Genomic DNA, 17,204 nt, shown 5'->3' on the forward strand with positions numbered 1-17,204 from the left:
GTGGTGCTGTGAGTTGGTCAGCCGGCGCTCACGAAGCGCCGGGAGAGGTCCCGCAGCGCCAGCAGCTCGGGGCCGGAGAGCCCGACGGCGTCCAGCAGGCAACGCTGGACGTCCACCGCGCGCTCGCGGAGGGCGTCGCCCGCCTCGGTCAGGTGGACGGTCACGCGGCGGGAGTCCGCTTCCTGGCGCCGGCGGGTGATGAACCCGTGGGTGTCCAGGCGGCGCAGCAGCGGCGAGAGCGTGCCGCTGTCCAGGTGCAGGCGCGCGCCGAGCTCAGAGACGGACGGTCCATCCTGCTCCCAGAGCACCAACAGCACCAGGTACTGCGGGTAGGTCAGTCCCAGCTCGTCCAGCAACGGGCGGTAGGCCTGCTGTGCCGCGCGGGCCGCCGAATACAGGGCGAAGCAGACCTGTTTCTCCAGCTGCAGCGTGGGTGCAGTATCGGTGCCGCTCATGCAGAAAGTATTGCGCACAATTCAGTTGTGCGCAATGGAAATCTTCAGCCCGAGGCTTCCGGGCGGATCCGCACGGTGCTCGTCAACGTGGTCAGGCTGGGAAACCGCGGGGTGGAGCTGAATCCGAAGTCCGCCGGGGGATCCAGGTCCGCCAGGGCCCCCAGGTCCTCCCCATCCCACGTCGCACGAGAGGCGGCGAGGCGGTGCAGGTCCCGGGCGGCATACCACTCGGTGCGGTCGTTGCCAGCGGTGCCCAGGGTCCGCACCCCCGGCATCACCACCCCGGCCACCCGGTCGGTGATCCTGGCCATGGTCAGAGATGTTCCCACCGGGCCGGGCACCGCCCGCAGCAGATGCCCCAGGGCGTGGCGCCGCCCCACCTCGAAGTACCAGTCCAGCGGTCCGGCGGTGACGTGCCAGCGGGAGCCGGCGGCAGCGCCGGCGTCGGACCTCTGGATGCTGACCGGCACCTGCTGCACCTCGTCGAAAGTGTAGGTCGCGGAGACGAACTCGGCGACCCACTGATCAGGGGCCAGCAGGATGCGGTGCCCGTCCGGGCGCTGGATCATGACGTCCGCGAACATCCCGTGCGGGGACGCCGTCCAGCATCCGAGCACCAGTCGCATCCCGCCGGCGGTCCCGGCGCCGGCGATGTGGCCGGTGAACCTCAGGCGCGTGCCTCGATTACTCAACGGACGGCTTTCGGGCGGGGGCCGGTGTGATCACGCGGGTCTGCTGGACTGGCCATCCAGCCAGAGCACGTCCGACTCGTCCCGGTGGGAGCCCGTGGACCCGACATGCTTCGCGTCGATCTGCGGGCCCTTCTTGATGACGTGCACCAGGGCCATGCCGTGGCCGCGCCCGAGCCCGTAGTCGGCCTTGAGCCAGTCGAGGATCTCACCGGCCTTCACCGAGGGATCGCCATACCCCTTGCCCTGGGCGATCTCGAGCAATTGGCGTGGGGTGAGTCCGGTCTTGTCCTCGATGGTGTCGAGGTAGGCCTGGAAGGACATGGGTGCTCCTGGGGTCGGCCGGGTGTCGGCAACGCGGTGGGCACCATTGTGTTCCATCGCGGAGCCGTTCGTCAGGGTGTGTTGTTCTCCGTCACCGGCCAGCTGGCCTCGAGCGCTCCGTGTACGTCTGGTCACTGATCTCCCGCAGGTACCTCACCACCAGGTTGAGGAACCCGGCGAAGGCGATCAGTGCCACGAGGGCGAAGATCCCGGACGCGACGCACAGGGCCACGATGAAGTTGAGCCCGATGCCGTCTATCCCCATGTACCAGGGCACGGCGGAGGCCGCGCCTGCCGTGATGATGGATCCGATGGTGCCGACGGCGAACCAGCTGCCGACGTTGTCTCCTGCCATGGTTGACGCACGTCCGTTCTCTGAAGCGGTGGGTGGGTGTCGGGGAGTAGATGTGAGGGTGCCGCGGCCGCGGCGGTGATGGGCGGGGACGACGCCGGCCCTGCCGGTCCCGTGGTCAGAGGGCCCGGCAGGGTGGTCGCCGGGGGGAGCTACAGCCCCGTCTGGCCCACACCATACTGGGCCTGCTCCTGCGAGTAGCCTTCGAAGACCAGCTGGTCGATCAGGCCCTGCTTGGAGAAGGATGTGTAGTCCAGGTAGTCCTCGGCGGACTTGGCTGCCTGCTCGTTCCAGTCGACCTCCACGCGGTCCACGGCCCAGGTTGCGTCAGCGGTGGAGTACCCCTCGAACTCCAGTTGGCCGATGAGCCCGGTCCGAGAGAAGGCCGTGTAGTCGAGGTAGTCCTCGGCCGACCGCAGCGCGTTCTGCTGGCTCAGCGTGCCGCGCTCGGCTTCGGCCTCAGCTTCTGCAGCGGCTTCCTCGGCGGCGCGAGCCTCCTCCTCTGCCTTCGCCTCTTCCTCGGCCTTCTGGGCCGCTTCAGCCTCCGCGGCCGCCTGCGCCTCTTCTTCGGCCTTCTCGGAGGCCTCTGCCTCGGCCCGTGCAGACTCCTCGGCTTCCTGCGAGGCCGCATCGTCCGCTGAGGGGGTGGCCTCGGTGAGCTGGACCTCCTCGGTGGCGGAGGGTGAGGCCGACTGGGTGGAGGTAGCGGTCACCGGTGCCGTGTCCTCCCCGCCGCCGCCCGCGAGTCCGGCGACGATGAAGAGCGCGAGGAATCCTCCCGGGATGAGGAAGCGCTTCTTCTTGAACCAGGGGCGTGCCGCCTTGGCTGCCGCCTTCCCGTGGGGGTTCGGGGCGCCGCTGAAGAGCTGGTCCTGCTGGTACGGGGTGGGTGATGACGGGTTCTTGGTCATGGTGTGTCCTTCATGAGGATCGCGGGGAAGCGATAGACGGTGAACGGCACTGAGGCGGTCACCCCGGAGCCGACGATCCGGCGGTACCGGAACGATGACCGATGGGAATGCCCCGCCGGGTGGCGGGATCGATCATGATTCGGACAGTACGGACAGCGGCGGACAAGATAAGGGCGCTAACGCACGACGTCGGCCGGTCACGTTCCGCTTTCAGCTCGGCTACCGTGAATGAACGAACGCAATGGTGGGGGGGACCGCACGGTGAAAGAGCTGTTGACCGAGGCACTGCAGATCCTGAAGGGAACGGATGCGAACGACACCCGGACCAGGGCCAGGGGACGCAGGGCCCATGCCCGAGTCTTGGCGATGATCAACTTCGCCGACGAGACGGCCAAACTCAGCCGTGAGCAGCGCATCAACAATCTCCTGATGCTCGCGAGGACGGACCACGAGGATGCGGAGTGGGCCCTCGGCGAAGCCCGCCGGATGCTGTCCGAATCGGATTTCTAGGACCCACTGCCGGCGCTGGTGCGAGGCGGGGACGGATGCTCACGGACCCGCTGTTGCGTGAGCATCCTCCATCAGGTCGTCACGGAAGTGATCATCCGTCACGTTCGAAGAGAACACCCACGATGCGGGGAGGGGGCAAGGTAGCGGCGACGGTAGGTGCTGTCCGGGTCAATGACCTGCAGGACTCCCACCTCCACGAGTTGGTCGACGATCTTGCGTGCTCCGGGATGCCCCAGCTCGCGAACTGCGGTCGCCGCCGAGCAGTCAATCTGTCAGCATTCCCCCGGCTGCCCCTCCACAGGACGTCGCGGACCTTGAGATACTGGCGCCATGCCCAGCGACTGGACCATCCGCGACCTCAGACCGAGGGAGACCGAGCTGCTGCGGTTGGCCACGCTCACCAACATGAACTGGTCCGGCGAGCAGCGATTCAGCTTCCGGGACCTCGACATGGACCCCGCGCTCCGCCACTATTACGCCTTCGACGCCGACCGAGGTGACCTCGGATTCGTCGCGATGGCGATGGCGACGTCAGAGGCGACGGTCGTCCTGGGAGTCGTATGGCTCCTGTTCCTCGACTCGACAGATCCCGGCTACGGCTTCGTGGCGGACGGCGTCCCTGAGCTCAGCGTTTGCGTGTGGCCCGGGTATCGCGGCCTGGGGATCGGACGAGCCCTGATCGACCACGCGCTGGTCGAGGCGGGTAGCAAAGGCATCCGCCGGGTCAGCCTGAGTGTGGAGGACGGCAACCCAGCCGTGAATCTTTACCTGCAACGGGGCTTCGCACCGGTCCCCGGTGCATCGGCCGGCACGCTGTCCGTGAGCCTCTGACGACTCAAGACCAAGGGCACGACGTCGGCCCCGCCCAGTCCCGCTTGACGCGGGCCGGGGAATCACGAAACAGGGTGGCCACGGTTCATCCCGGTCAGCGGCTGAGGAACGCCTGGAGGCCGGCCAGGTCGTCGGTGTTGATGTGGTCCACGCCGGCGGCCTCGAGCTCCGCCCAGAGGTTCTCGCGGGCCTCTCCGGCGATGTCGTTCGTGGCCCAGAACCGGATCCGGTAGCCCGCGGCGTGGGCCTGTTCCACATACTCGTGCAGGCGCTCGCGCTCAATGGCCGGCATCTCGCCCACACCCTGCCATGTGAACAGCTTGGTCCAGTTCTCGCTGACCAGCGGCATGAACTCCGGCTTCATCCCGGAGCCCAGGTCCGCGGACCGGCCGTCGTAGGCGGAGTAGCGAGTGCCGGCGGCCTGCATGTCCGCCAGCGGGCGATTGCCGCTGATGACGGCCTCGACTGCGCGGTCCTTGACCTTCCCGTTCTTGTAACGGGTGATGAACTGAGAGTGCTCGGCGAGCTCGTCCTCGATCGCGGCCCAGGTAGCCTGGCCCTCGCTTTTGATGTCGATCAGGAGCTGGAAGTCTCCGTCGTAGCCGGGGTAGAGCTGCTTGCCGTTGGGGGAGACCAGCTCGGACAGCGGCTCGAGGTAGGCCTCCTCCAGGGTGGGGGCGTTCTCGAGTTCCCAAGAATCGTGGGCCACGAGCAGCTCGCCGTCCACGAGCCAGACGTCCGCCTCCACGGAGGTGAAGCCGTGTTCCAGGGCGTCCAGCAGCGGGCGCTCGTGCTCGTAGTCGTTGTGGGCGTGGGCCTGAGCCAGCGGGGTGCCCAGCGCGACCGCGGGAACGTCTGCGGGCGCTGCGGTGGCGGCCTGCGGGCCGGCCAACAGGAGTGCGACGGCGGCGCCGGAACCAAGGGTGCGGAGGAGCGACTTCATGGCGTGGAGACTTTCCAGTGGAGAACAGGACTCCTCGATCGTTCACCGGCCGGGTATCCGCCACAGTGCCTCGCCGTGAATATCAGGGCAACAGCGGGTGACGAGGCCCGGTTCCCGTCGCCCGGGCTCACTGGATGGTCAGCGGAGCGTCTCCCTCCATGGGTACCAGGACCGCGACATCCCGTCAGCTGGGCACTTCTTCCTCCTGCCGTGCTACGGCGCGGTTATGAGCATTGTCATGGAGAGGTGCCGCTCGCAGTACTGCAGCTCCATCCGCAGGATCTCCGACGTCTCCATCACGGTGAGACGCCTGTACCTCTCGGCCAGGCTCGCTCGGTAAGCACCGGGGCTTCCCACAATTATCGGCAAGGCCGGGCACGGGGCGTCGTGTCCGGTAACCCCGAATCATGGTGAGCGAGGCTCGGCCCGCAGCCCTCCACGCCGGATGAGCCACTACATACCTCAAATGGGTAGCGGTGAGCCCCAGTATGGCCGCCAGACTGGAACTCGTCGGGCCGGGCGTGACTTCCTGCATACTCGACATGCCTTGCGGTGTCCTGTAGACCGCTGGTCCGCCCGGGCTGTGGACCGTCTAGAAACCCCGTCAGGCTCCAGACGATTGAGTAACGTCGAATTCCCAGCTCCATCCGCCCCCATCGAGGTACCAAGGCCTGTAGACGACCTCACCCTGCAAATCGGGAACCTCGAAAACCACCAGGCCCCGAGCTTCCTCCCCCGGGCCGATCTCCCAAGGGAGCTCTTCTGAACCGTCGAGGCAGTTGTAGGTGACCGGTGTGCGGATTTCATTGATCCGCTTTCCATCTCCGGTAAACCCCAGCCAATTACTGCCGAAGCTCACGGTGAATCCGGGGATGATCTCATTCATCTCCGTCTCGGCCATAGCTGGGGTAGTAGACACCGAGAGATCGGCCGCGACCAAGTAATTCTCCGGGTCGTCCATCAAGGACTCCGACCAGTTGTCCGGACATTCGATCCGCTGAAATCCCTCAATAGAGAACTCCATCCAGACACTGTCGTTCTCGTATTCGATCACCGAGGCCGTCTCCCCTACCTTCTTTTTCAGGTCACCTCGATCTGTCTCGTCGGAACCTGCGGAAGAAGGAGTCTCAATCGCGGTGGGGGACGGTGAAGTAGGAGCAGCCGTTGATGAATGGGGAGGAGCCCCCGCGTCGGACGACTGCTCAGAAGCAACGACCGAATCGGTGTCCGGTGTGGAGGCAGCGCATCCCGCCAAGGACAGGGATGCGATCACGACTGATGCGGTAAGAAGATGACGGCGAGACAAAGGGCTCACGAATCCTTCCGGGTGTAACGGACTGTGCGCACGAAAGGGGGGATCATCCTGTGCGGTTGGATGACCTCATTACACCCCACCGCATGGACACGGTAAGCAATCATCAGAATGTTGACGTCTCTACCGGGACCAGCGTCACATTGCGCACCTCAGGAGCGTCCATCGCACCATGAGCTGCGGGAGGGCGGCACGCTCCACGGCAGCATGCCGAGTTTCATGTCGCAGGCATGGTTCGTAAGACGCGCCCTTTACCGGTCTCCTCGCCTGGCCGTGCGAAAGGGACGTAAGCAGGGATGTGGGTCGTTTCAGTGGAATGCCCAGCTCCACGTTGCGAGTGAGCTGGATGCGAGCGTCAGACCACGCTTCGGAAACGAAGGACTCGTCTACCGATCCGTTCTCGTGGGGAGGTTGGTGCCCAGGACATCCCGTAACAACCGACGGGCGATGCCGAGGTCGCGTTCTGGATCTCGATCGATTCTGCCCTTGGCCATGGGGAAGGCGTCTTGTCGGATGTGGAGCAACCGGATCCGTTGTGCAGCAGTCTTCTCAACCTTCCGCTGATCGTAGATCTTGCGCTGTTCTCCTCGGGTCATCCCCGATGCCGTCTTCTTCTGATCCCAGAAAGGGACGGGTTTGAAGTGTTGCTTCTCCTGGAACTCGATGGCCAAGTTGTACTTTTCCCAGTACCCATCCAGTGGCAGCTTCTTCGAATTTCCGGTAGCCAGGGAAGGATCTCCCTTGAGCCATTCGAAGGTCTTCTGTCGCACTCCGTTACCGAGTATCTGATCACAAAGGCCGAGGACGTAGAGCTCGTCCGGTTGTGGCTTCCCGTTCTTCACGGTGGCAACCGCGGCTGCAGGCTCCCTGCCTACTGCGCCAGCACGATTCGTTGTAGACAGTGGATCGCGGGCTAGAGCAGTCGGCACCTGCGGAGGTTCATCGAAGCGTAGGTAGGGGTGACCGATAAATTGCCAGCCCGGCCGGGGCTCCCAGCTGTCGTCGAAGGCAAACGGCACAGTCTCAAGAGCGACGGCCGTTGCGGTTAGTTCGGCAAACCATTCAACGTAATCCGGATCGGCCCCTGTGCGAGGGGTGGCCGCAGGTAATGCCTCGAGAATGGCTCGGGCGACCTGCTCGGGATTCACGCGACCGTCGGCGATATCCTGGTGCAGTTTCTGACTGAATTGCTCGCAACCGGCCGACGAGTAGTGGATGGTGCTGCTGCCCCCGTCGAACAGCCTTTGAAGGTCCTCAACGGCGGGGTCATCGGCATCGTCAAGGGCTCGAATCTCCATACGCCAGTACATGCCGCTGGGGCTCATGTACGGAAGCGCTCGGGCGGATTCATATCCCCACTCGTGGAGCAGCTTGACGGCTCGGAGCACGACCAGTTGGCGGGCGATGACCGGTTCGCGGTCACCTGAGGATTCCTTATCCATGGGCTGTCCTTTCAGACGTCTGGGCAGAAGGAATTGGACACGGAGTCAGCGGAACGGTCTGGCTGTAGACGATCAGCCGATTCGAACCTTAAGGACTTTGAGGGGCGTTCCGTGGCCCCGGAACTCAGATGGAGCACCGAGGCCACGGAATGCTAGTTGGTGCTAGCCCATGTCACGACAATGCTGACACAGCGGCCAGTCGTTGGTACCCGGTTCGCGGTTCCGCGCCGGGATCTGTTTGCCGGTCTTGCAGTCGGAGTGCACGTGGTGGACATCTGGATCGGATTGGTTCTTCGAGTGATACGGGTTGGTGCGCATTTCCTGGCCTTTCGCGATGGGAGGCCCCGATATGTGGGGTGATTGAAAGGTAGGTCCGGCGACAGACACGATAAGCGTGACCTACCCCACTTCCCTTTCCCCATTCAGCCGCTCATGCAGCCCCAGCGCCATGAGGAAATCCACCAACTTCGGCCCCGACAGCCCCCGGAAGGCCTTCAACACCTCATCTGTTGAGTTCTCGTGCTGCCAAATGGCGTCCTCGGCCACCTGTACGAGGGTGGGGGAGTGACGGAAGTCCACGGCGGAGTTGTTGCGGGCCTGGGTGCGGAGGTCCTCGTTGCCGAGCATGTTCTCCACGAGATGGTTGCCCGCGTCTACCAAGAACTCGGGCGAGGCTTCCAGATCACCGAAGTATTCGTTGACCTTGGCGATCAGCTCACTCTTTTCCGCCCGCTCCTTCTCGAGCTGACGGGTCATGCCAGCTTCGGTCATCCCGTCCAGGCCCCGGCCTTCGCCGTCGGTCAGCTCTAGGTCCTCGTCCTTGAGCTTCTCCAGTCGGAAGTGCGTGAGCACCACGTCGTCGGCCGTGACCAGTCCGCCGGCGTCGTCATCAGACACCACGCCCCGCAGCCTGCGGGCCAATAAGTCGGCAAACACGGACAGCTTCTCGAAGCGAGGATCCCCGAAGTTGAGGATTTGGGACATGAAGGAGTACGACTTCTCGTACTGACCCAGCACCGTATAGAAGTCGTACAGCCGATCCCGGGCGGCGTCATCTCCCTCCACCGCTGCCTGCTTCCACCGGACGGAGAACCGGTCAACCGCCGGGTTGAGTCCGGCATCCAAACGTGACCGCTCGGCCTTGTTCCGGCGGACAGCACCCCACGCCTTCCACACCTGCTCCAGCTCGGACTCGGTGTAGACGTCCTCGTGGTCCAGCCGGTTCATCAGATCCGCCACCAGGTCCGGATCGGACGCTGTCTGGAGGGTGGCGTCCTCGTAATAGTCCTGGAACGCGGCGAGGATGGTGTCCGGATCGTTGACGAAGTCCAGTACGTAGGTGTCGTTCTTGCCCGGCGCGCGGCGATTCAGCCGGGAGAGTGTCTGTACCGCGGCGATTCCAGAGAGCGACTTATCTACGTACATGCCCACGAGCAGTGGCTGGTCGAACCCGGTCTGGTACTTGTTCGCCACGATCAGCACGTGCTGGTCCGGCTGGTTGAACACCACCGCCAGATCCCGGCCCTTGAGGTCCGCATTGATGGATGCCTCGGTCACGGTCTTCGGTTCGTGGCCCGGTAGTGGAGTGACGTCCGGGTCCGGGACCTCACCGGAGAAAGCTACGAGCGTCTTTAGATCCAACTTGCGCTGCTCGATCGCCTTCTCGAACGCCCGCTGGTAGCGCACGGCGGCCGCTCGCGATCCGGTGACCACCATGGCCTTGGCCCTCCCACCGAGCTCGGGCCGCACCGTGTTCTGGAAGTGTTCGATGATCACGTCGACCTTGGACGCCACATTGGTCGGGTGTAGTTCCACGAATCCGATGTACGCCTTCGTCCCCCGCCGCACGTCCACCTCGGTGCCCGGCGTTCCGCCGGATTCTGAGCCCGACGCCGGCCCGGTTCCTGCAGATCCGGCGTCCGGTTCCTGCTCGGTCCCCTTCAGCGCGATGCGGGCGGCGACGTCATAGGTGGTGTAGTTCTTCAGCACGTCGAGGATGAACCCTTCCTCGATGGCCTGCTTCATCGGGTACAGGTCGAAGGGGGCGGGCTTCCCATCGGGGCCGGTGGTGCCGAACAACTCGAGGGTCTTCGCCTTCGGGGTCGCTGTGAAGGCGAAGTAGCTGATTCGGTCGTCGTCATCGGCGCGGGCCGCCATCGTGTTGAGCGCATCCTGATCCGCTCCCGGCTCCAGCTCGACCTCTTCCACCGGACCGGACAGGCCGGCGTCGTTGTTCAGGTAGAGCAGGTTCTTCAGGGCGGAGGCGGCATCCCCGGCCTGGGAGGAGTGGGCCTCATCCGCGATCACCGCGAAGTGCTTGCCAGCCAGCGCTCCGCCCTTGTCCTGGATTTTCTCCAGGGCGTAGGGGAAGGTCTGCAGGGTGACGCCGATGATTGGCACACCGATGGTGAGGGCCTCGAGCAGCTGCGTGGTCTTGGAGCCCTCAGAGCCGGCGGTGATGGGCTGGAAGGTGCCGGTGGCGGTGACGAGCTGGTCCACGGCGTCCTGCAGCTGGCGGTCGAGGACCTGCCGGTCGGCGATGACGATGACGGTGTCGAAGACCTTGTGCCCGTCCGGGGTGTGCAGCGTGGACAGGCGGTGGGCGCTCCAGGCGATGGAATCGGTCTTGCCGGAGCCGGCGGAGTGCTGGATGAGGTATTTGTGTCCCGGGCCGTCGGCTCGGGCGGCCGCTGTGAGCTTGCTGACGGCCCTCCATTGGTGATAGCGGGGGAAGCGGATCTGGGTCTTCTCGGTGACCTTGCCAGTCAACGGGTCTGTTTGCTTCTCGTGGTTGGTGTAGATGAACTTGGACAGGATGGTCAGCCAGGTGTCCCGGTCCAGAATCTGTTCCCAGAAGTAGGCGGTTGAGTATCCGGCCGGGTTGGGTGGGTTGCCGGCGCCATTCTGATGGCCCTGGTTGAACGGCAGGAAGAAGGTCTCGGCGCCCTGGAGCTTGGTGGTCATCACGACTTCGGCCTCGGTGGCGGCGAAGTGCACCAGGGCACCGCGGCCAGCGGTCAGCAGGGGTTCACCCTGCGGTGTGCGGTCCACCTTGTACTGGGTGATGGCGTCCTGCAGGGTCTGCGTGTAGTGGGTCTTGAGCTCGATGGTCGCCATGGGCAGGCCGTTGAGGAAGAGCACCAGGTCGATCCGATCGGCCTTCTTGGTGGAGTAGACGACCTCCTGGACCACCCGCAGGCGGTTCTGCCCGTACCGGGTGATGAGGTTGGGGTTGCGGTGGTCCGCCGGGGGCATCTGCATTAGGTTGAACTTCTTCGCCCCCGGGAGGTGGAATCCCTTGCGCAGGGTATTCAGTGTGCCGCCTCCCTGGGTCTCACCGATCTCCAGCTGCTTGACCACGCGGTCGAGGATGCGCCGCTCACCCTTGGCACGGGTGGCGTCATCGGCATTCGGCGGGACGATCTTGGCGTAGTTCTCCGGGTCCGTGTCCTGGAGCCAGCCGAGCAGATCCTCCGGGTAGAGCGCCCGTTGCTTGTCAAATCCAGCGGAGGTGGGGGAGTGGAGCCAGCCGTGTTGTTCGAGGTGCTCGGCGATCTGCCGTTGGAGCGGCTTCTCCTGGTGCGCTGCGCTCATGGATGTCCCCTTTGACGTGGTGTTGGGGTCAGCCTACGGATGATCTGTTCGCTCGGGCCGTTGTTTCACTGGGACCAATTCATCTGGAGCAGTGCAGTTAATTTTCCTGGGTGCTGAGAATTAATTAGTCCGTGCTTCCGTGCAGCCGAAAATCCTTGAAATCATGCGTATCTGCGCGTCCTGCGCTTAATTATCTGGATATGCTCGGATAAAGTCTGGATGCATGGAGCTGAAAATCCCGACGTTCGCTTTCGACTCTCCGCTGACCGAGGCCGTGTTCGAATTGGAGCGCCTCCGTGGAGACCTTGCCCTGACGGATACGGATCCAGACGTACTCGTGCAGATCGGTGAGGTGCTGAGGCTGGTCACCAGCATGACGAGTGCGCGGATCGAGGGCAACCGGACCACGGTCCTGGACGTTGTCACCGAGAAGGCCGAAGCGACGACACAAAAGTCGGATGCCGTTCAAGAGGTCATCAATCTGGAGGCAGCATCAGAATTCATCGATGACCACATCGAACCCGGCGGCCGCCTGACTCAGGCCTTCGTGCGCGAACTGCACCATCTTGCCGTGGATGGTCTGTTGGCTGAAGGCGACAAGACGCCGGGCTCATACCGAACGAGGCCGGTAGCCATCGCCGGAACAGAGCACACGCCGCCGGGTCCGGACCTTGTACCGGCCTTGATGACCGAGCTCGTGGACTTCATCAACGCCGACCGAAGTCGTAATCAGGATCTGGTGGCCACCTCGATCTCCCACCACCGCTTCCTGTGGATCCACCCGTTCGGCAATGGCAACGGCCGTGTAGCACGGCTACTGACCTACGCCATGCTGGTGCAACAGGGATTCACCCAGACCACGAGCTTCCGCGCCCTGAATCCGACGGCGGTCTTCGGCGCTGACCGGGAGAAGTACTACGAGCGTCTCTCGGCTGCGGATCGGTACGACAACCAAGGGTTGGTGGAGTGGTGCGAGTACGTCCTGGTGGGTCTGCGGCAGGACCTGTCCCGCGTGAAATCCCTCGGTGAGGCCTCCTTCGTGCTGAAGCAGCTGTTCATTCCGGCCATTGATGGTTTGCTGCGGTCAACCGCCGTAACCGCACACGAGGCCGCGGCCCTCAGGACGACTGCGACCAGTGGAGTGGTCAAGGCAGGCGACCTTGCCGCAGCTGTCCCGGGGTCAGCGTCGACGCGCAGCCAGGCCATTCGGAAGATGCTCGACCGGCATCTGTTGGAGTCGTTGCCGGAGTCTCCCCGGTCCTACCGGTTGTGCCTGACCACTGGCCCCCTCGTCTTGGCGGTCATCCGGCAGTTGGAAGACCTCGGCTTCGTGCCGGAGATCATGCGAAAGGCCATCTGACGGCGTCGATTGCGGCTGCGTACTTCCGGGAAGCGCATCTCACTATTGAGTGCGGGCCAGCTCGCTCTCCAGCCGTTCGGCCTCTGAAGGCCCACGACGGCGGCCGGGCACGTCAATCTGCCCGGTCACCGCGGCGCTGATGAGGGCCGCGCGGCGTTCCTTGACAAGGTCAATGGCCTCCTGAACGTCATCTTTGATCGACTGGGCTTCTCTGCGTTGCTGCTGTATCACCTGCAGCATCGCTTGCTGATCGCTTGGAGAAGGAAGAGGAATCATGATGTCACCCACCGAATCAGTATTGAGGTTCAGCTGGGTGCCGAGTTTCCCGAGCCCGGCGAAACAGAGTCCGGCTTCGAATACTGCAAAGAGCCATTCGGTCAGTTCAGGGGCTTCGGGAAAGTAGACGAATCCATCGTGGATGCAAGCTGGAATCTCGGTGATACAGGGTTTGCCGACAGTTGCCGCAATGCTGAGAAAGAGACTGCCGGGTTCCAGAGGAACACTGCGAGAGCTGCCGAGTGTTGAAAGCCGTTGGCTTGTGTGGGTGAGCCGTCCGTTGCTGTTGGTGACATCGCTGATTCTCACCCAGGAATAGTGCCCGTTTTCATCGAAGTAGATCGGATCGTTAATGGGTCGCGGTGAAGCGCCTCGGAGAACTGGCGTGAGGTGCCGAATTTTGACGGCTTGCCAATCGTCCGGAATTGAGTCGAACCAGCGGGCACCGTTGATGGATTGCCTAGATTTCGGCAAGGACTTGCCCGTGAGTGTTGAGGCCAGCCGTGACGCCCGTTGTTCGTCAGAGAGGGTCTGAAGTTGGTGCAGATCCTCGAGGAAAGCATCGATTTCGGCGGTCTCGTGGTCGAGGTAGTCGGCGACCGCCCGCTGCTGTTCAGAGTCAGGAGCCGGAAGCTGGATGGACGAAAGATCGGCTTGATTCAGCTTGTCGCGGGTGGAGCCCTTGATATGGATTCGATAATCGACTGTGTTGAGTGCGTACGCGAGATATCGATGGTCGTTCCAGGGGCGGGCCCGAAGCACGTGCACATGGTTGTTGGGCCAAATTGGCTCATCGATGGCGAAAGCCACGGGTCTCATTGGGTCGAAGAATGGTGCCCCATCTTCACCGATCAGGACCAGAGGACCACTGACTAGATGTTCGTCGACGTGATCGACGATCGAATTTGCTCCCCAGTACGGTATGGACCCGAAACGGGAAGCCCGCTCGGAAGCGTTGAGCGGGATCCGCTGGTAATCGAGGTTCTCAGCCAGCCGGCGAACTTGAACAAGCGGGTAGCGGGTCGGCATCGAGGTCACGCCTTCACCTGCTCGAGTCGGGCGCGGATGCGGCCGAGGACTTCGTCGAGGTCGCGGTCGATCTCCTCGAGGGGGCGGGGCGGGACGTACTCGTAGAAGTGCCGGGTGAAGGGGATCTCCGCACCCTCCTTGGTCTTGGACTCATCGATCCAAGCGTCGGGTACGAAGGGCTTCACCTCCCGCTCCAGGTACTCGTGGATGTCCTCGCCCCACGGCACGTTCTCGGTGTCTCGCAGCGCGGTGTTCGGCTCGGGCTTCCCGCTGCGACCGGTGACGGGCTCGCCGTCGTCATCCTGCTCGCCGAACTCGTCCACGAGCTTGCGGAACACGGCCGGGGTGAACTTGAGGCCGGCGTCGTTGACGAGGTCTCGTAGCTGGGAGGTGAATGGGTCGCGGGAGGTGACCGAGCCGGCGTCGGGCATCTTCAGGCCGTTCTCCAGTGCCTCCCGCAGGGAGAAGAATTCCGTATCCTCGAGCTTGGCGACCGCTTTGGAGGCCAGCGCCTTCTCGATGCGCTTCGACGTCAGGGCGAAGCTCAGCTTGAGGGGCCGCTCGACGGTGATGGTGCGGTAGAAGAAGTCCTCCGTGGCGAAGATCTTGGAGTGCTTTGACTCGCTGAAGTCGTCGTAGAGCTTCGCGATCTCGGAGATGTTCTCGCTGGATAGCTGCTTGCGCTTGGACCCGACGGACTTGCGCATCTTGACGAACATGCCGGTGGCATCGATCAGCTGGACCTTGCCACGGCGCCGGGGCTCCTTGTCCTTGGAGAGGATCCACACATAGGTGGAGATGCCCGTGTTGTAGAACATGTCCATGGGCAGGCCGATGATCGCCTCAAGGTAGTCGTTCTCCAGCACCCACTTGCGGATGTTCGACTCCCCGGAGCCTGCGCCACCCGTGAAGAGGGGAGAACCGTTGAGGACGATGGCTCCTCGGCCGGCAGTGGAGTTCGGACTGTTCGGCTGAGGCTCTCGCATCTTCGAGACCAGGTGCATGAGGAACAGCAGGGAGCCGTCCGAGACGCGAGGCAGCCCGGGGCCGAAGCGGCCGTCGAAACCAGCGATGGTGTGTTCAGTCTCGACCGCTTTGCGAGACTGCTTCCAATCCACGCCGAAGGGCGGGTTCGAGAGGCAGTAGTGGAAAGTGTCGTTCTCGAAGGCGGGGTCCGTCAGGGTGTTGCCGAGGACGATGTTGGAGATCGGCTGCTCCTTGACCACCATGTCCGCCTTGCAGATGGCGTAGGACTCTGGATTGAGCTCCTGGCCGAGGAGGTTGACCTGGGCGGTGTGGTTGAACTCCTTGATCTTATCATCGGCGATTGAGAGCATGCCGCCGGTGCCGGCGGTGGGGTCGTAGACCGAGCGGATGACACCGGGGGTGCGGAGGTCCTCATCATCGTTGAGCAGGACCGTGACCATCAGCTCGATGACCTCGCGCGGGGTGAAGTGCTCACCGGCAGTCTCGTTCGAAGCTTCCGCGAACTTCCTGATCAGCTCCTCGAAGATGTGACCCATCTGCTCGTTAGTCACGTGCTTGGGGTGGAGGTCGGCCTTGCCGAAGTGCAGGAGGACCTGGAGCAGCAGGTCGTGCTGGGAGAGGTCTGAGATGGTGTCCTCGAACTTGTACTGCTCGAAAATGTCCCGGACGTTGGTCGAGAAGCCAGTGACGTAGTCCCGCAGATTCTGCTCGAGGTTGTCCGGGTCGCCCTGGAGGGTGCGCAGGTCATGGGCCGAGCGGTTGAAGAAGGAGTAGCTGTGGCCCGCTCGATTGCGGAGCATGGCTGGGCTGGGATCGGCGTCCGGGTCCGTGTTCTCGAGGGCCTTCAACACGGCTTGTTTGGTGGGGGAGAGAACCGCGTCCAAGCGGAACAAGACGGTGAAGGGCAGAATCACGTCCCCGTACTGGTGCTGTTTGAACGTGCCGCGGAGGATGTCTGCGGCTTGCCAGATGAAGGTGGCGTGGTTGAGCTTCTGGGCAGTTTGCAATGTTCCACCTTAGTTTGAGCAGATTGGCCAAGGGACTGAATTGAACGACTCGAGACTCAATTGCCTTGAAGTAGTGAAATATAACGATCCAGCATGGAATCAGGCCCGCCCAGCGCTGTTCTGGAAAGCTTGTCGAATGTGGCTTGATCCACATTGCAGGGGAAGCCCGCTTCGATAAATCTGACTGCATTGCCTTTAATGGACTTCAACGTAGAGAGGTCTATTGCTCTGGGTTTGGGCCAGATCTGAACAGACTCGCGAGTCTCCAGTAGAGAATATTTGAATTCCCACTGCGGGTGCCAGATTGCGTCAAATCTGACAGACTCTATTTCGAAAGACTTTACAAAGTGGCGTATCGTATGCTCACCGATATTTAGCCAAGGTAGACTCACTTCAGTTTCTCGGCCATCTGTTTCAATTTCCGGCGTGCGATCGACTCGAGAGATGAAGACGGAAAATGCCTGAGGCGGATCAGATTGATTCCTCAGCCAAGCGAACCAGGATTCGTCCACGCAATCGAATTTTTGATTAGGGACGTCATAGAGAGAATGCTGACTATCATGATTTGAGTCCGGATGTGCACCCAGCAAGCACACCTTTAAGACCCATCGGGCAACGTCTCCAGCTTCGCTCGGAGTGAGAGTGGTTTGCAGTTTCGAGTCCCGAAGTCTGCGGATAACGTCCTTGGCCGGTTCTTCAATTTTTGTATTGAGTTTGCCATTGCACTCACTGCACATCGGTGCGTGTGTAACCTGCAGCGATGGGTACTGAGTAGCAATGTCAGGCTTCTTGTTGCTTGACAACGGCTTATCATTCACGTGCAGGGTGAATGGTCCGTCGTCCCTCATGTCTTTGATCAACCAACTAGGCAGAACATGCTCCCCAGTTCCCTGGGAAGTATTCGTGCACAATGCGCATGGAGTATTAGGGAAGCGATTGACCACGATCTTCAGGCTACTACCGCTGGGCTGAAATGATCCTCATCGTTGGTGGACGCTTCTTTGGACTTGGGCTCAGACCCTTATGCCGTACTCGAGAGTACGGGAGTCAGGCATGAGGGGCTGAGAGGCTACGCGCACTTAAAGTCGGTTCTCAAATGAATGTCGAAGTCATCGGTCGCCGGCAACCATGCGGCGAAGTACTTGCCCCGTTAGTTCAGTCGGTCATGCCACAATCGCCAAC

At 62.6% G+C, this 17,204-nt stretch carries 15 protein-coding genes; 3 read left to right on the top strand and 12 right to left on the bottom strand.

What is annotated here, in order from left to right:
- Nucleotides 1–17: 17 nt before the first annotated feature.
- From AB0K08_RS01945 to AB0K08_RS01965, 5 genes are all read right to left on the bottom strand, one after another.
- Complete coding sequence (locus tag AB0K08_RS01945; RefSeq protein WP_363351109.1) at nucleotides 18–455, bottom strand: MarR family transcriptional regulator; 438 nt, start codon at nucleotides 453–455, stop codon at nucleotides 18–20.
- 44 nt (nucleotides 456–499) lie between these two features.
- Nucleotides 500–1,147, bottom strand: a complete 648-nt coding sequence (locus tag AB0K08_RS01950; protein ID WP_363351111.1) for a hypothetical protein — start codon at nucleotides 1,145–1,147, stop codon at nucleotides 500–502.
- A gap of 30 nt (nucleotides 1,148–1,177) precedes the next feature.
- A complete protein-coding gene (locus tag AB0K08_RS01955) occupies nucleotides 1,178–1,468 on the bottom strand; it encodes a DUF4287 domain-containing protein (RefSeq protein WP_363351113.1) in 291 nt (96 codons plus the stop codon).
- 91 nt (nucleotides 1,469–1,559) lie between these two features.
- Nucleotides 1,560–1,823, bottom strand: a complete 264-nt coding sequence (locus tag AB0K08_RS01960) for a hypothetical protein (protein WP_363351115.1) — start codon at nucleotides 1,821–1,823, stop codon at nucleotides 1,560–1,562.
- Between the two features lie 149 nt (nucleotides 1,824–1,972).
- Nucleotides 1,973–2,731, bottom strand: coding sequence for an Ltp family lipoprotein (locus AB0K08_RS01965; RefSeq protein WP_363351117.1), 759 nt, complete (start codon nucleotides 2,729–2,731; stop codon nucleotides 1,973–1,975).
- Nucleotides 2,732–2,959: 228 nt separating this feature from the next.
- Between AB0K08_RS01965 and AB0K08_RS01970 the strand changes: the two genes are divergently transcribed.
- Together AB0K08_RS01970 and AB0K08_RS01975 are read left to right on the top strand one after the other, a co-directional pair.
- Complete coding sequence (locus tag AB0K08_RS01970; protein WP_363351119.1) at nucleotides 2,960–3,241, top strand: hypothetical protein; 282 nt, start codon at nucleotides 2,960–2,962, stop codon at nucleotides 3,239–3,241.
- 330 nt (nucleotides 3,242–3,571) lie between these two features.
- Nucleotides 3,572–4,072 carry a GNAT family N-acetyltransferase gene (locus AB0K08_RS01975; RefSeq protein WP_363351121.1) on the top strand — a complete coding sequence of 167 codons (501 nt, stop codon included), beginning with the start codon at nucleotides 3,572–3,574 and terminating at the stop codon, nucleotides 4,070–4,072.
- A gap of 94 nt (nucleotides 4,073–4,166) precedes the next feature.
- On the opposite strand, the gene AB0K08_RS01980 is transcribed toward AB0K08_RS01975, so the two are convergent.
- From AB0K08_RS01980 to AB0K08_RS01995, 4 genes are all read right to left on the bottom strand, one after another.
- Nucleotides 4,167–5,015, bottom strand: a complete 849-nt coding sequence (locus tag AB0K08_RS01980; RefSeq protein ID WP_363351123.1) for a phosphatidylinositol-specific phospholipase C/glycerophosphodiester phosphodiesterase family protein — start codon at nucleotides 5,013–5,015, stop codon at nucleotides 4,167–4,169.
- A 604-nt stretch (nucleotides 5,016–5,619) separates the two neighbouring features.
- Nucleotides 5,620–6,069, bottom strand: a complete 450-nt coding sequence (locus tag AB0K08_RS01985) for a hypothetical protein (RefSeq protein WP_363351125.1) — start codon at nucleotides 6,067–6,069, stop codon at nucleotides 5,620–5,622.
- 644 nt (nucleotides 6,070–6,713) lie between these two features.
- Nucleotides 6,714–7,769: a hypothetical protein gene (locus tag AB0K08_RS01990; protein WP_363351127.1), complete on the bottom strand. Its 1,056-nt coding sequence runs from the start codon at nucleotides 7,767–7,769 to the stop codon at nucleotides 6,714–6,716.
- A gap of 399 nt (nucleotides 7,770–8,168) precedes the next feature.
- Nucleotides 8,169–11,363: a type I restriction endonuclease gene (locus AB0K08_RS01995; RefSeq protein WP_363351129.1), complete on the bottom strand. Its 3,195-nt coding sequence runs from the start codon at nucleotides 11,361–11,363 to the stop codon at nucleotides 8,169–8,171.
- 223 nt (nucleotides 11,364–11,586) lie between these two features.
- Here AB0K08_RS01995 and AB0K08_RS02000 point away from each other — a divergent pair, with 223 nt between their 5' ends.
- A complete protein-coding gene (locus tag AB0K08_RS02000; RefSeq protein WP_363351131.1) occupies nucleotides 11,587–12,723 on the top strand; it encodes a Fic family protein in 1,137 nt (378 codons plus the stop codon).
- A gap of 42 nt (nucleotides 12,724–12,765) precedes the next feature.
- On the opposite strand, the gene AB0K08_RS02005 is transcribed toward AB0K08_RS02000, so the two are convergent.
- The 3 genes from AB0K08_RS02005 to AB0K08_RS02015 are packed head-to-tail and all read right to left on the bottom strand — an operon-like array spanning nucleotide 12,766 to nucleotide 16,825.
- Nucleotides 12,766–14,028, bottom strand: coding sequence for a restriction endonuclease subunit S (locus AB0K08_RS02005; protein WP_363351842.1), 1,263 nt, complete (start codon nucleotides 14,026–14,028; stop codon nucleotides 12,766–12,768).
- Nucleotides 14,029–14,033: 5 nt separating this feature from the next.
- Nucleotides 14,034–16,022, bottom strand: coding sequence for a class I SAM-dependent DNA methyltransferase (locus tag AB0K08_RS02010; protein WP_363351133.1), 1,989 nt, complete (start codon nucleotides 16,020–16,022; stop codon nucleotides 14,034–14,036).
- Nucleotides 16,023–16,078: 56 nt separating this feature from the next.
- Nucleotides 16,079–16,825, bottom strand: coding sequence for a hypothetical protein (locus AB0K08_RS02015; RefSeq protein WP_363351135.1), 747 nt, complete (start codon nucleotides 16,823–16,825; stop codon nucleotides 16,079–16,081).
- Between the last annotated feature and the right edge of the window lie 379 nt (nucleotides 16,826–17,204).

Source organism: Citricoccus sp. NPDC055426, from assembly GCF_040677445.1.
Classification (GTDB): domain Bacteria; phylum Actinomycetota; class Actinomycetes; order Actinomycetales; family Micrococcaceae; genus Citricoccus.